This window comes from Pseudomonas sp. PSKL.D1, assembly GCF_028898945.1.
Classification (GTDB): Bacteria; Pseudomonadota; Gammaproteobacteria; order Pseudomonadales; family Pseudomonadaceae; genus Aquipseudomonas.
This window is the reverse complement of the sequence record NZ_CP118607.1, coordinates 664,752-677,879: the sequence shown is the minus strand read 5'-3', so window position 1 is coordinate 677,879 and position 13,128 is coordinate 664,752. Positions and strand designations below refer to the sequence as shown.

Annotated in this window: 11 protein-coding genes; 4 read left to right on the top strand and 7 right to left on the bottom strand. The window is 60.6% G+C overall.

Features of this window, described 5'->3' with window-relative positions:
* The gene (locus tag PVV54_RS02835; RefSeq protein ID WP_274908505.1) at positions 1 to 1,317 is read left to right on the top strand and encodes a bifunctional DedA family/phosphatase PAP2 family protein; all 1,317 of its coding nucleotides are present in this window, start codon (positions 1 to 3) and stop codon (positions 1,315 to 1,317) included.
* A 50-nt stretch (positions 1,318 to 1,367) separates the two neighbouring features.
* Here the strand turns inward: PVV54_RS02835 and PVV54_RS02830 are convergent, their stop codons facing one another.
* A complete protein-coding gene (locus tag PVV54_RS02830) occupies positions 1,368 to 3,431 on the bottom strand; it encodes an AsmA family protein (protein ID WP_274908504.1) in 2,064 nt (687 codons plus the stop codon).
* A 309-nt stretch (positions 3,432 to 3,740) separates the two neighbouring features.
* Here PVV54_RS02830 and PVV54_RS02825 point away from each other — a divergent pair, with 309 nt between their 5' ends.
* From PVV54_RS02825 to PVV54_RS02815, 3 genes are all read left to right on the top strand, one after another.
* The gene (locus PVV54_RS02825; protein WP_274908503.1) at positions 3,741 to 4,238 is read left to right on the top strand and encodes a phage infection protein; all 498 of its coding nucleotides are present in this window, start codon (positions 3,741 to 3,743) and stop codon (positions 4,236 to 4,238) included.
* A gap of 122 nt (positions 4,239 to 4,360) precedes the next feature.
* Positions 4,361 to 4,993 (top strand): TetR family transcriptional regulator, encoded by a 633-nt coding sequence (locus PVV54_RS02820; RefSeq protein ID WP_274908502.1) that lies wholly within the window; start codon positions 4,361 to 4,363, stop codon positions 4,991 to 4,993.
* Positions 4,994 to 5,066: 73 nt separating this feature from the next.
* Positions 5,067 to 6,164, top strand: coding sequence for an AGE family epimerase/isomerase (locus tag PVV54_RS02815; RefSeq protein WP_274908501.1), 1,098 nt, complete (start codon positions 5,067 to 5,069; stop codon positions 6,162 to 6,164).
* Positions 6,165 to 6,282: 118 nt separating this feature from the next.
* Here the strand turns inward: PVV54_RS02815 and PVV54_RS02810 are convergent, their stop codons facing one another.
* The 6 genes from PVV54_RS02810 to PVV54_RS02785 form a co-directional block, all read right to left on the bottom strand.
* Positions 6,283 to 7,050, bottom strand: a complete 768-nt coding sequence (locus PVV54_RS02810; protein ID WP_274910378.1) for an SDR family oxidoreductase — start codon at positions 7,048 to 7,050, stop codon at positions 6,283 to 6,285.
* A gap of 595 nt (positions 7,051 to 7,645) precedes the next feature.
* On the bottom strand, positions 7,646 to 8,362 hold the full coding sequence (locus PVV54_RS02805; protein WP_274908500.1) for an ABC transporter ATP-binding protein: 717 nt from the start codon (positions 8,360 to 8,362) through the stop codon (positions 7,646 to 7,648).
* Positions 8,359 to 9,234 (bottom strand): ABC transporter ATP-binding protein, encoded by an 876-nt coding sequence (locus PVV54_RS02800; protein ID WP_274908499.1) that lies wholly within the window; start codon positions 9,232 to 9,234, stop codon positions 8,359 to 8,361. Before PVV54_RS02800 ends, PVV54_RS02805 begins: the two co-directional genes overlap by 4 nt.
* Positions 9,231 to 10,532 (bottom strand): high-affinity branched-chain amino acid ABC transporter permease LivM, encoded by a 1,302-nt coding sequence (gene livM / locus PVV54_RS02795; protein WP_274908498.1) that lies wholly within the window; start codon positions 10,530 to 10,532, stop codon positions 9,231 to 9,233. Before livM ends, PVV54_RS02800 begins: the two co-directional genes overlap by 4 nt.
* 2 nt (positions 10,533 to 10,534) lie before the next feature.
* Entirely contained in the window at positions 10,535 to 11,449 is a 915-nt protein-coding gene (locus tag PVV54_RS02790) for an ABC transporter permease subunit (RefSeq protein WP_274908497.1), read from the bottom strand.
* Between the two features lie 154 nt (positions 11,450 to 11,603).
* On the bottom strand, positions 11,604 to 12,740 hold the full coding sequence (locus tag PVV54_RS02785) for a branched-chain amino acid ABC transporter substrate-binding protein (RefSeq protein WP_274908496.1): 1,137 nt from the start codon (positions 12,738 to 12,740) through the stop codon (positions 11,604 to 11,606).
* Between the last annotated feature and the right edge of the window lie 388 nt (positions 12,741 to 13,128).

Sequence of the window (13,128 nt, the reverse complement as noted above, 5' to 3'; positions counted from 1 at the left end):
ATGGGCCAATGGCTCGACAGCCTGACCGGCTGGCTTGGCGCGAACCCGCAGTGGCTTGGCCTGGCAATTTTCCTGGTGGCCTGCATCGAATGCCTGGCCATTGCCGGCATCATCGTACCGGGTACGGTACTGTTGTTTGCCGTTGCCGTGCTGGCCGGTAGCGGTGCATTCAGCCTGGGCGAAACGCTGTTGCTTGGGTTTCTGGGTGGTTTGTTGGGTGACGCGCTGTCGTACACCATCGGCAAGTACTTCCACCAGAACATCCGCCGCTTGCCGCTGCTGCGCCACCACCCCGAATGGATCGGCAGCGCCGAGACTTACTTCCAGCGGTATGGCATCGCCAGCTTGCTGGTAGGCCGTTTCATCGGCCCGCTGCGGCCGATGCTGCCAATGGTCGCAGGCATGTTCGACATGCCTCTGCCGCGCTTCATCGCCGTCAGCATCGTGGCGGGGGCCGGTTGGTCGGTTGCTTACCTGTTGCCGGGCTGGGCCACCGGCGCAGCCATGCGCCTGCCGCTGCCCGAAGGTTTCTGGCTGGATGCTGGCATCATCGCCGGCACGCTGGCCGTGCTTGTCGGCCTGGGGCTGAACAGCAGCATCCGCGACCAGCGCCATGGCACCCGTTTGATTGCTGGCTTGAGCTTCCTGGCGCTGCTGGCATTGTTCCTCGGTTGGCCCTACCTGCATGAGTTCGATCAAGGGGTTATGACCCTGGTACAGGAGCACCGCAGCCAAGCCATCGACGGCATCGTCGTACTGGTGACCCGCCTGGGCGATTTCCGCACGCAGTTCTTCCTTGGCGGCCTGCTCACCGGCTTGCTGCTACTCGCCCGCCAGTGGCGTCATGCCCTGTTCGCCGGTGGCGCGCTGATGGGCACAGCCCTGGCAAACGGCACGCTGAAGTGGCTGTTCGCCCGGGCTCGCCCGGAGGTGCTGACAGAACCGCTCACCAGTTACAGCATGCCAAGCGGGCACAGTTCGGCCTCGTTCGCGTTCTTTATTGTGCTGGCTTTGCTTGCCGGGCGCGGTCAACCGCCACGCATGCGCCTGACCTGGGTGCTGCTGGGTTGCATTCCGGCGCTGGCGATCGCGTTGTCGCGGGTGTACCTGGGGGTGCACTGGCCAACGGACATTATTGCCGGTGCACTACTGGCCTGTTGCGTGTCGGCGGTGAGCCTGACGCTGGTGCAATACCGCGAGCCATTGAATGCCCTGCCCCAGCGGGTGTGGTGGCTGGTGTTGCCGGCCTGTGTGGCATTACTGGCGTTCTTTGCACTGCATGCGTTGCCACAGGCATTGCTGAGGTATCAGTACTGAGAGCGAGGCGGTATGTACTGGCGCCTCGAAAGGGCCAGTACTGCCACCCTCTATTTACGCCCCTTCACCGCCGCCGGCGCCTTGCCTGCCTTCATCTGCTGCAACAGGGGCGTGCACTGGTTCGGCTCATCCCCACTGCTGGGTGCCACCAGCGCCAGCAGCCCGGCCGCAGGCCCGGCAACTACCCCGAGCGCCACCATCCCCGCGCCACGCAGGGCCAGCGGCAACGCCTGAACCCCGGCGCTGGGCTTGGCAAACGGCCCGCGCACATATAGCGGCGAACGCAAAGAGAACAGCCTTACCCCCTTGGATTCAGGGTTGACCTTCAAATCCAGCTGCTCAGTGGCGAAATTGGCCGTGCCATTGATGTAGATGATGGCGTTTTCGGTATCGAAGATGAACAACCGCGTTGTCGCCAACCCGTCCTTGATGCCGATATCGGCTGCCGCACAGTTGATCTGCACGTCTTCATCGCCAAACAGCTTGCCGACCACATAATTACCCACATTGAGCCCGGCAATTTCCATCAGGCCACGGCTGATGGCGCCATCGTTGATCAACATGCGCAGGTCGCCATTGGCGGTGCCCAACAAAGCGGCCACCGAGTTGCCTCGGCCACTGATGTCGGCATCGCCGTTCAGCTCGCCAAAGCTGGTTTGCATGGGGGCAAAGGTGGGGAACAGTTGCTTGAGCTTGAACCCGCGCGCCGTCAGCTGGGCACGCCCTTGCAGCGGCACGCTTCGGCCATCAAGGCGAATGTTGGACGCCAGATTCCCCCCGGCCACGCCAAAGCGCAGCGGTTCCAGGCGCAGCAAGCCGTCTTCGAGGATCACATGGGCAGCCAAATCGTTGAAGGGCAGCTTCTCACTGTGGACGATACGTTTGCCTGCAAAGGTGACGTCGGCATCCATGGCCCGCCAGCGTTCGGTGCGGAACTCTTCCACCGGCAACACTTTGTTTGCAGGTTGTTTGCTGGCTCCGCCGCGGGCCTTCTGCTCGGCGTTGGAGTCGGCGCCGATAAGCGGTGCCAGGTCTTTGAACAGCAACTGGTTGGAGACCAGTTTGCCCGAGAGCTTGGGCCGTGGCTGGCTGGCAACGAACGCGAGGTCGCCATGGATGTCACTGTCGCCGATCTTGCCATTGAAGTTCTGGTAGTTGAAGGTCGCGCCTTCGGCAGCGTGCAGGTTGGCGGTGAGGTGGCCGTCGGTGGAATAGGCCGGTGTGTCAGGCAAGGTCACACCGGTCAACGGGTAGAGGTTGCCCAGGCTGGCACCGGACAGGCGCAGCCGCAGGTCCAGTGCGCCGAGGTTGCGCGGGTCGGTCAGGGTGCCGGCGAGCACCACGTGGGTATCGGCAATGCGCACATCAGCCTGCAAGGGGAACGGTTGTTTGGCATCTTGTAGCGCCAGCAAGCCGCCGATCTTGCCGTTCCCGGACACCGGCTGGCCCTTGTAGCGGCCTTGGGCCTTGAAGCCAAACGCATAATCCTGGGCACCGGCCTTGTCCGCGCTGGCCTTGCCGACGATTTCACTGAACGGGATCGGCTTGCCGAGCGGGTCGACCTGTACCTTCATGCTGGTCTTGAGGGTCTGGTCGTCAAAACTGACGTTGCCCTGGTCAAAACCGATCGCACCAATATCCAGTTGCCAGTTGGAAGGCTCGGCGTTTTCATCCTTGGGGCCGAAGTCGAACGTCCAGTTGGCACGCCCGTCTGCGAGGCGCGTGAGGCTGGCGGTAGGCTTTTTCAGGTCAATACGAGGGATAACAATCTGCTGGAACATCAGTGGCAAGGGGGCCAGGCGAAACTCTACCCGCTCAAGGCCTACCATTTGCGGCTCTTTCAGCCAGTCGGGGTTACCCAAGGTCAGGTTTTCGGCAATGAAGTGCGGCCACGGCACCCAGGCACGCCAGCCCCCTTCCTCCGGCTCGGTGCGCCATTGCACGGCCAAGTTGCCATTGATGGCGAACGGCCTGTGCAACGCTTCGGAGACTTTCTCGTTGAGCAGCGGCTTGACGCGGTTCCAGTCGAAGGTGGCGATGATCACCACCAGTATCGCCAGCAGGGTCAGCAGGCTGGTAAGGGTCCAGACGAAAATTCTGGCGGGACGCGTCATTGCGTGGGTCTCCTGACGGGCGTGCACTCACTAACTCGGACTGATGAAAACCCGTGGGGTTTTATCCAATCGCCCACATGATAGCGAAGTTTTTTGGGCCATTTCTCTTGAATGCCAAGTTGCAGATTATTCAACAAGCGCGCCATCAAATAGCCACAAACCAACCCGAAACAGTTGAAACAGAGCCTTCTTGAACCTCCATTAATAACGTCGATTGTTACCATTACCCATATGAACTTCTCTCTGGCGGTGCCGGGCGTAGCATTGGCTCCGTACCCACTTTCCAGCCCCCGAGAGGAGCACCGAACCATGAAACGCCCACTGCTGACCCTGACCCTGTCCATACTCGCTGCCAACGCTTTCGCCCTGCCAGCTGCTGATCAGCACCTGACCGCCGAATCGCGCTCCAGCGCCGCTGAAATTGCCCAACCGCTGAAAACTGTTGCCGAAGGCGGTGCTGATCGCCTGCAAGAGCGTGCTGGCCGCGTTGCCGAAGGTGGCTCGGATCGCTTGATCGAACGCACTGGCCGCGTTGCTGAAGGTGGCTCGGATCGCCTGATCGAACGCACTGGCCGCGTTGCTGAAGGTGGCTCGGATCGCCTGATCGAACGCACTGGCCGCGTCGCTGAAGGTGGCTCGGATCGCCTGATCGAACGCACTGGCCGCGTCGCTGAAGGTGGCTCGGATCGCTTGATCGAACGCACTGGCCGCGTCGCTGAAGGTGGCTCGGATCGCTTGATCGAACGCACTGGCCGCGTCGCTGAAGGTGGCTCGGATCGTCTGGTTGAAATCAGCCGCGTGAGCTGATCGCCATGGCCGAAAAGAACAACCGATGTCACAGCGCCTGCTCCCCTCCAAGCCCGGTCCATTGACCGGGCTTCGTTTTTTTATCTAGAGTGCCCAGCTTTACCGCCTCAGAATTCTTCCCCATGCTGCCGCGCGCCGAACAGAAGCTACAAACCCGCCAGGCCTTGCTTGACGCTGCCTGCCTGCTCATGGAGAGCGGTCGCGGCTTTGGCAGCATCAGCCTGCGTGAAGTGGCCAAGGCCGCCGGTATCGTGCCCACCGGTTTCTATCGCCACTTTCCCGACATGGACGCCTTGGGCCTTGCCTTGGTGGCGGAGATCGATGCCACATTCCGCCAGACCATCCGCTTGGTGCGGCATAACGAATTCGAACTGGGTGGCATCACCGACGCATCGGTGCGCATCTTCCTTGATGTGGTGGCCGCCAACCGCACACAGTTCCTGTTTCTCGCCCGCGAGCAGTACGGTGGCTCGCAAGCGGTGCGCCAAGCCATTGCACGCCTGCGTCAGGACATCAGCGACGACCTGGCTACCGACCTTGCGCGCATGAAGCGCTGGCAGCACCTGGACAATGCTGCATTGGCGGTGATGGCGGATCTGGTGGTGAAAACCGTGTTCGCCACGCTGCCTGAGCTGATTGATAACCCGGAGACGGGTTATCCTCAGGCATTGACCGCGCAGGAAAAGATTACCCAGCAACTGCGCTTTATCTTCGTAGGTGCGCGGCATTGGCAAGGATTGGGCAATCCCGGCTGATCGGGCCCGCACAGCAACCCTCAACCCCAGTTCTGCTACCATGGCGCACTGCCCGACCCTGACGAGCGCTTTCATGCCCAACGCCCGCCCCACCCCGCCCGCACTGGCCCGTTTCAACCAGCACTTTGCCGAACGTATCGTGCCGCTGTGGCAGGGCCCGGGCTGGAATGCTGACATGGCCTTGCCCTATGAGGCCCTGGACGCCCAGCACAACCCGCTGCCCGTGCAGCGCTACCGGGCCATGGCGTGCGCCCGCCAGTTGTACCTGTTCAGCAGCCGCATCGAACAACCCGGCGCCGCAGAACGTGCCGCGGCGTTGTTCCGTTCGCTGCAGCGGCATTTCCATGATGCCGAGCACGGCGGCTGGTTCTACAGCATCGACGCTGAAGGCAAACCGTTGGACCGGCGCAAAGACTTGTACACCCACGCGTTCATCGTGTTTGCCTGCGCGCATTACTGGGGCAAAGTGCGTGAGGGCCTCGTGGAGTCGGCGCTGAACGCGGCGCTGGAAATCGTTGCTGAGCAGTTTGCCCGGGATGACGGCCTGTACGAAGCCAGCTTGGGCGAAGACTGGTCGGATCTTGGCAGCGGCCCGCTGCAGAACCCGCAGATGCACTTGGCCGAAGCTTTCCTGCAAGTGCTGGCGGTGCGTGAAGATGACGGCGCGAAGCAGGCGCTGTTGACACTCTGCGACGCACTTCAGGCAGATTTTATCGACCCTGAACACGGGCTGATGCTGGAAAAACCACGCGGTACTGTGGATAACTGGTTTGAACCGGGGCATCAGTTCGAGTGGTTCTACTTGCTGGACACCTCGCCGCTGCTACGCGGCACGCCATTGCATGAATCCGTCGACCGTGCGTTCGGGTATGCCGAACAGTGTGGCGTGAGGGATGGGGCTGTATTGGCAGCGCTGGAAGCGGATGGCACAGTGCTGGATGCCACGCAGCGGATCTGGGCGCAGGCGGAGTATCTGCGGGCGCTGGGGTTACGTTCGGGGTCCGATGCAAAACTGGCCGCGCAACTGAGCGCCTTGGAACAGCGTTTTTTGCATGACGGTGGCTGGTATGAATGCCGGGATGGCGAGGGGACGGTAAGCCGACATGACATGCCTTCGACAACGCCCTATCACCTGGCGACCTGCCTGGAAGGTTTGCAGCGCCTGGCCTGATGCCTTCGCGGCGGTCCGACGTCGCGGATAAATCCGCTCCTACAGGTTGGGGTGCAGCACCTGTAGGAGCGGATTTACCGAGGCGTCGGACCGCCGCGATCGGCTTCCAAGCTTATCTTCAGCCCTTGACCGACCGATCAATCGAGAACCCAGCCCAGTCCTGACTCACCGGCATCAGTTCCAGGCTGTTGATGTTGATGTGCGCCGGCTGGTTCAAGATCCAGAAAATGGTCTCGGCAATATCCTGCGGCTGGATCGGCTCTGCACCTGCGTAAGTCGCATCGTACTTGGCCTGGTCACCACCGAAACGCACCAGTGAGAACTCGCTCTCGCACAGGCCCGGCTCGATATTGCTGACGCGCACGCCAGTTCCACGCAGGTCACAGCGCAGGCTCAGGGAAAACTGGCCTACGAAGGCCTTGGTGCCGCCATACACGTTGCTGCCCGGGTACGGGTAGTTGCCCGCCACTGACCCAACGTTGAGGATCGAAGCCCCACGGCCATGGGCAATCAGGCGTGGCAGCAGCAGCCGAGTGGTGTAAATGAGGCCCTTGATGTTGGTATCGACCATGGTTTCCCAGTCGTCGAGGCTGCAGTTCTGCGCCGCGTCCACGCCCAGCGCCAGGCCAGCGTTGTTGACCAGGCCGCGCAGCTTGTCGAAGCCGGCCGGCAGGTTGGCAATCGCTTGCTCCATTGCTTGGCGATCCCGCACATCCAGCACCAGACCATGCACCTCGGTCTTTTCCGACAGCTCGGCGCACAACGCATCCAGCCGCTCCTTGCGCCGCCCCGTGAGCACCAGCTTCCAGCCAGCTTCGGCGAAGCGGCGAGCAGTAGCTTCGCCAAACCCGGATGTGGCACCCGTGATGAATACGGTGGACGTCATGCTCTGTTCCTCGCTGTGGATAATCATCGGCAGGGTTTGCAGCATGCCTTCCACAGGCGTTCGGGGCAAGCCATTCAAGCAACTGGTCATTTTTTGTTCATAAGCCTGAAAGGCCCGCGCTAGAAGGCCTGAACATAGCTATGCGCACCTTATCCACAAGGCTTTCCCCACAGATTGGGGGCAACTTGTCTGTGCGGCGGAACCCTTTCAGCTCTCCATGGTCGCGGGGCGCCTTTTCCGTGATGGCCCTAGGCTTGCAAGCATGCCGCCTGCAGCGGACTGTCCAAGGCTTTCCCACAGACTTATCCACAGCCTTTAAGGCGTAATTCAGGGGTGAGGCTATTCACTTGAAACCTCACGGGAATCGGGCACAAACGCTATTCGATCAAATAATGATCAACACCTTGAAGGCCCCGCAGTTAAAGGCTTTGGTGAAGATGCAACCATGTTTTCCACAGGCGGTTCCACATTAATCGTGGAAAACATACGGGCTGTGGAAACAATGGTTTGCGAGAGGATTGTGCAGAAACTTAAGAAAGCTATGCGACAACTTGTCCACATATGCAAAGGGCCGCAAAGCGGCCCTCCATAAAACTCAGTGCCCGCCCAGATAGGCGTTACGCACCTCTTCGTTGACCAGCAACTCCTGCCCCGTCCCCGTCATGCGGATCTGCCCGTTGACCATCACATAAGCCCGATCCGACAGCTTCAGCGCGTGGTTGGCGTTCTGCTCAACCAGGAAAATGGTCATCCCCGTCTTGGCCAGCTCGCGCAGGGTCGAGAAGATCTGCTTCACCACGATCGGCGCCAGCCCCAGCGAAGGCTCGTCCAGCAGCAACAGCTTCGGCCGGCTCATCAGCGCCCGGGCAATAGCCAGCATCTGCTGCTCGCCACCCGACATGGTCATGGCCCGCTGGTTACGCCGCTCCTTCAACCTCGGGAACAGTTCGAACATGCGCTGCATGTCTTCGTCAGCGTGTTTGTCGCCAATCGGGATGGTACCCATCATCAGGTTTTCCTCAACGGTCATGTCGGGAAAAACCCGCCTGCCCTCCGGCGACTGGGCGATGCCGTTGGAAGCAATGTAATGGGAGGATTTGCGGGTGATGTCGGTGCCGCGATACACGATATGCCCGGCCGCCGCACGCGGCTGGCCAAAAATCGACATCAGCAGGGTCGACTTGCCGGCACCGTTGGCGCCAATCAGGCTCACCGTCTCGCCTTCGTTGATGTGCATCGAGACCTTCTTCAAGGCCTGGATCGGCCCGTAGAACACGTCCAGGTCCTTCAACTCGAGAATGGGCGCACTCATACCAGCTCCTCTTCATCGGCACCCAGGTAGGCGGCGATCACCGTCGGGTTGTTGCGAATATCCTGTGGCGCACCTTCTGCGATCACATTGCCGTGGTCGAGCACGACGATGTGGTCGGAAATGCTCATGACCATGCCCATGTCGTGTTCGATCAGCACCACGGTAATGTCGTGCTCGTCACGCAGCACGCGGATCATGCGGCTCAGTGCTTCGGTTTCCTGCGGGTTGAGGCCGGCGGCCGGCTCGTCCAGGCAGATGATCTTCGGCCGCGTACACATGGCCCGGGCAATTTCCAGGCGGCGCTGCTGGCCGTAGGACAGTTCGCCAGCCAGGCGGTTGGCGCAATCGACCAGGTCAACCACCTCCAACCAGTAGAAGGCATGATCCAGCGCATCGCTTTCAGCTTTGCGGTAAGCCTTGGTGTTGAGCACACCCGACAGCAGGTTACGGTTCACCCACATGTGCTGGGCCACCAACAGGTTTTCAACCACCGACATTTCCTTGAACAGGCGAATGTTCTGGAACGTGCGGGCCAAACCTGCGCGGTTGACCAGGTGGGTACCGCCGAACATCTTGTAGTACATGCGGTTGACGAAGCGGGCGGGCGAAATGAAGTCTGCTGGCTGGAAGCGCTCGCCCAGCAACTGGATGACATTGGTGTGGCTGCCACGCACGTTCAGTTCGATACGCCCGCCGCTGGCCTTGTAGAAGCCGGTGAGGCAGTTGAACACCGTGGTCTTGCCTGCGCCGTTAGGGCCGATCAAGGCGAAGATCTGGTTACGTTTGACCTTCAGGCTGACATCGCTGAGCGCCTTGATACCGCCAAACTGCATCATCAGGTTGTCGACCGAGAGAATGACTTCGTCGCTCATGGCGCCACTCCTTTGCGTGGGGTCACACCGGTACGGCTGATGCGGATCAGCCCCCGCGGTCGCCAGATCATCATCAGCACCATCAGCACACCAAACAGCAGCACCCGGTATTCCGAGAAGCTGCGCAGCAGCTCCGGTGCCACGGTCAGCACGAAGGCGGCAATCACCACGCCCACGGTGGACCCCATGCCGCCCAGCACCACGATGGCCAGGATCAGCGCCGACTCGAAGAAGGTAAATGACGAAGGGTTGACGAAGCCTTGGTAGGTTGCGAAAAACACCCCGGCCAAACCTGCGGTGGAGGCGCCGAGGGTGAAGGCCGAGAGCTTGACCAGCACGTGGTTCAGGCCCATCGATCGGCAGGCGATTTCGTCTTCGCGCAGCGCTTCCCAGGCACGCCCTACCGGCATGCGGGTCAACCGGTGCTTAACGTACAGCACCGCCAGCACGACCAGGAACAGTACGGCATAGATGAACACGAACTTGAGGTTGGCGTTGTATTCGAACCCGAAGAACTCGTGGATCGGCACGCCGCCGTCCTTGGCACGGCGGCCGAACTCCAGGCCGAAGAAGGTTGGCGACGGCGCCGGCATGCCGTTAGGGCCGCCGGTGAACGACAGCCAGTTGTTCAGCACCAGGCGGATGATTTCACCAAAGCCCAAGGTCACGATGGCAAGGTAGTCGCCGTGCATGCGCAAAACCGGGAACCCGAGTATGCACCCCGCCAACGCGGCAGCAATGGCCGCCAGCGGCAGCACGGTCCAGAAACCCAGCCCGAGGTATTGGTAACCCAACGCCAGGCCGTAGGCACCAATGGCATAGAACGCCACGTAACCCAGGTCGAGCAGGCCTGCCAGGCCTACCACGATGTTCAGGCCCAGGCCCAACAGTACGTAGATCAGCCCGAGAATGACCACGGTGAGCAGGTATTTATTGGCAAAGATCGGGAACACGATGGCGATCACGATCAGCGCAGGGATGATGTAACGCAGGCGCGACTTGTAGTCCGGCGCGTTCACATGCACGCCCGAGCCACCGCTATCGAAGCCTTGCAGCATACGCTGCCCGGCAGCGGTTTGCAGGAACAGGCTGAGCACGAAGCGCCCGAGCATCACCCCGCCGACCAGCCAGGCCACACGGCGGGGTTCGGCGTTGAAGCTGTAGCCGTCGAGCACCACGCCGACGACCGGGCCAAACACGATGAGTGCCAGCAGGCCGGCGACAATGGTCTCCAGCAGGCTGCGTTTAAGGTCGAAACCTTTGGTTTCGCTAACGACGGCAGTATTGGCAGCGGACATGTTCACACCTTAGCCACGAGCGGGCGACCCAGAAGGCCTTGTGGGCGGAAAATAAGGATCAACACCAGCAGCGAGAAGCTGAACACGTCCTTGTAATCGGAGTTGATCAGGCCAGAGAACAGCGACTCGGAAATACCCAGGATAATCCCCCCGAGCATCGCGCCAGGTAGCGAGCCGATGCCGCCCAGCACCGCGGCGGTGAATGCCTTGATGCCAATGATGAAGCCGGCGTAGAAGTCGAAGGTGCCGTAGTTCATGGTGATCAGCACGCCCGCAAGGGCAGCCATCACCGCGCCGATGACAAACACGTAGGAGATCACCCGGTCGGTATTGATGCCGAGGATGGATGCCATCTTGCGGTCTTGCTGGGTCGCACGGCACATGCGGCCGAGCTTGGTGTACTTGATCACATAGGTGAGCAGGCCCATGCCAACGAATGCGGCTACAAGGATGAAAATTTTGGTGTAAGTCAGTTGCACAAAGCCTGTGCCCACTTCGACGCGCAAAGCACCTTCAAGCAGGGTTGGTACGCCTTGCTGGCGGGCACCCTGGCTGATTTGCGCGTAGTTCTGCAGGATCAGCGAAATACCGATGGCGCTGATCAGCGGTGCCAAGCGGGTGGAGTTACGCAGGGGTTTGTACGCGATGCGTTCGATGGTGAAGCCGTAAACGCCCGTGACCACGATGGTGAACAACAGCGTGCCCAACATCAGCAACGGGAACGACTCGATACCGAAATAGGCCAGCAATGCCAGGCTGATTGCCGCGAGGTACGCGGAAATCATATACACCTCGCCGTGCGCGAAGTTGATCATGCCGATGATGCCATAGACCATTGTGTAGCCGATGGCGATCAGGCCATAGACCGACCCAAGGGTCAGGCCATTGACCAGTTGCTGCAGGAAAATACCATCCATAACGCAATCTCACCTGATGGAGATTGCACGAGCGCCGACCACGGCGGGCCTTGGATACAGCGGCCCTCGCAGCGCAGAACTGTGCAGATCTACGAATAAAGACAGGTACCGCGGGGCACTGGCCCGGGCATGGCGCCCGGGCCGTTGGCCGTTGTTATTGTTGTTTATCCAGCTGGTGGTACTTGCCGTTGGCGTCCCACTGGTAGACCACGTAGTCGGATACGGTCAGGTCGCCCTTGCTGTCCCACTTCTTCTCGCCCATGACGGTTTTGACCGGGTTGGCCTTGAGCCACTTGGCGGCGTCTTCGCCTTTGTTGGACTTGGCGCCGTTGAACGCGGCGGCCAATGCCTGGACGGAGGCATAGGCATACAGGGTGTAACCTTCAGGCTCAGTACCGGCTTTACGGAACTCTTCCACCACCACCTTGCTGTCTGGCAGCAGGCGCGGGTCGGCGCCAAAGGTCATGTACACGCCGTCGGTGTATTGAGCACCGCCTGCGGTAGTTACCAGTTCGTCGGTCACGATGCCGTCGTCAGACATGAATGCCACGTCCTTCAGGCCCTGCTCGCGCAGTTGGCGCACAAGTGGGCCGGCCTCCGGATGCAGGCCGCCGAAGTAGACCACATCGGCGCCAGCAGCCCGAATTTTGGTAACCACGGCACTGAAGTCCTTCTCGCCACGGGTCAGGCCTTCATAGAGCACCGGCTTCACGCCGCGCTTCTCGAGCTGTGCCTTGGTGGCATCGGCCAGGCCCTGGCCGTATGTGTCCTTGTCGTGCAACACGACCACTTTCTTGCCCTTGAGCACGTCGACGATGTAGTTGCCGGCAACGATGCCCTGTTGGTCATCACGGCCGCACATGCGGAACATGGCGCTCAACCCACGCTCGGTAACTTGCGGGTTAGTGGAGCCAGGAGTAATGGCAATGACACCGGCCTCGTCATACACCTCGGAAGCAGGGATGGTGTTGGAAGAACAGAAGTGGCCAACGACACCTACTACCTTGTCCTGGTCGACCAGACGGTTGGCCACAGCCACGGCCTGCTTGGGTTCGCAGGCGTCATCGCCTTTGACCAGAACGATTTTTTCACCGTTGACGCCGCCAGCGGCATTGATCTTGTCGGCCGCTGCCTGCGCACCTTTCATGTACTGCTCGCCAAACGCTGCGTTAGCCCCGGTCATGGGGCCCGCTACACCGATCTTGACGTCGGCCTGAACATACGAAGAAACACCCAGTGCCGTAGCTACGGCAAGAGCCAGGAAACCTTTCTTGTAAAACGTCTGCGACATGAGGTGGTGCTCCTAGAGTTTTTTTGGTTGGCACTACAACTTCTCAGCCCTGTGCTCCGAGCAAGGGCCGTGCCATCGGTTTTGTCTTTTGGAGTAACACATTGTGAGGAAAGCGCTGACACGACCAACGGCCGTTTCTTTACTGCACGTGCAACCGTCTGCCACGCGGCAGGCGCCACCACACGTACAGACAAGGAGCAACCCAGCGGTGCCATCATTGCAACCCCGGCAAGTGTTTACGTGCAACCTCCCTGTAACAGCAGACGTCACCGAAGTGCACACCGCTGGTGCGCGACTGCTACAGGGGGCACCGTTTCAAGGCTAGCTCGTGCACGGAAAAACACCTGTTTTGACCCTGTCGCGGATGAATTGCCCCTAAGCGGCACCT

Bases quoted from the DNA above. Each gene is read 5' to 3' on its own strand.
- PVV54_RS02825 (WP_274908503.1), top strand. From the start codon at position 3,741: ATGAAACGCCCACTGCTGACCCTGACCCTGTCCATACTCGCTGCCAAC.
- PVV54_RS02785 (WP_274908496.1), bottom strand. From the start codon at position 12,740: ATGTCGCAGACGTTTTACAAGAAAGGTTTCCTGGCTCTTGCCGTAGCT.
- PVV54_RS02820 (WP_274908502.1), top strand. From the start codon at position 4,361: ATGCTGCCGCGCGCCGAACAGAAGCTACAAACCCGCCAGGCCTTGCTT.
- PVV54_RS02800 (WP_274908499.1), bottom strand. From the start codon at position 9,234: ATGAGCGACGAAGTCATTCTCTCGGTCGACAACCTGATGATGCAGTTT.
- PVV54_RS02790 (WP_274908497.1), bottom strand. From the start codon at position 11,449: ATGGATGGTATTTTCCTGCAGCAACTGGTCAATGGCCTGACCCTTGGG.
- PVV54_RS02835 (WP_274908505.1), top strand. From the start codon at position 1: ATGGGCCAATGGCTCGACAGCCTGACCGGCTGGCTTGGCGCGAACCCG.
- PVV54_RS02805 (WP_274908500.1), bottom strand. From the start codon at position 8,362: ATGAGTGCGCCCATTCTCGAGTTGAAGGACCTGGACGTGTTCTACGGG.
- PVV54_RS02830 (WP_274908504.1), bottom strand. From the start codon at position 3,431: ATGACGCGTCCCGCCAGAATTTTCGTCTGGACCCTTACCAGCCTGCTG.
- livM (WP_274908498.1), bottom strand. From the start codon at position 10,532: ATGTCCGCTGCCAATACTGCCGTCGTTAGCGAAACCAAAGGTTTCGAC.
- PVV54_RS02810 (WP_274910378.1), bottom strand. From the start codon at position 7,050: ATGACGTCCACCGTATTCATCACGGGTGCCACATCCGGGTTTGGCGAA.
- PVV54_RS02815 (WP_274908501.1), top strand. From the start codon at position 5,067: ATGCCCAACGCCCGCCCCACCCCGCCCGCACTGGCCCGTTTCAACCAG.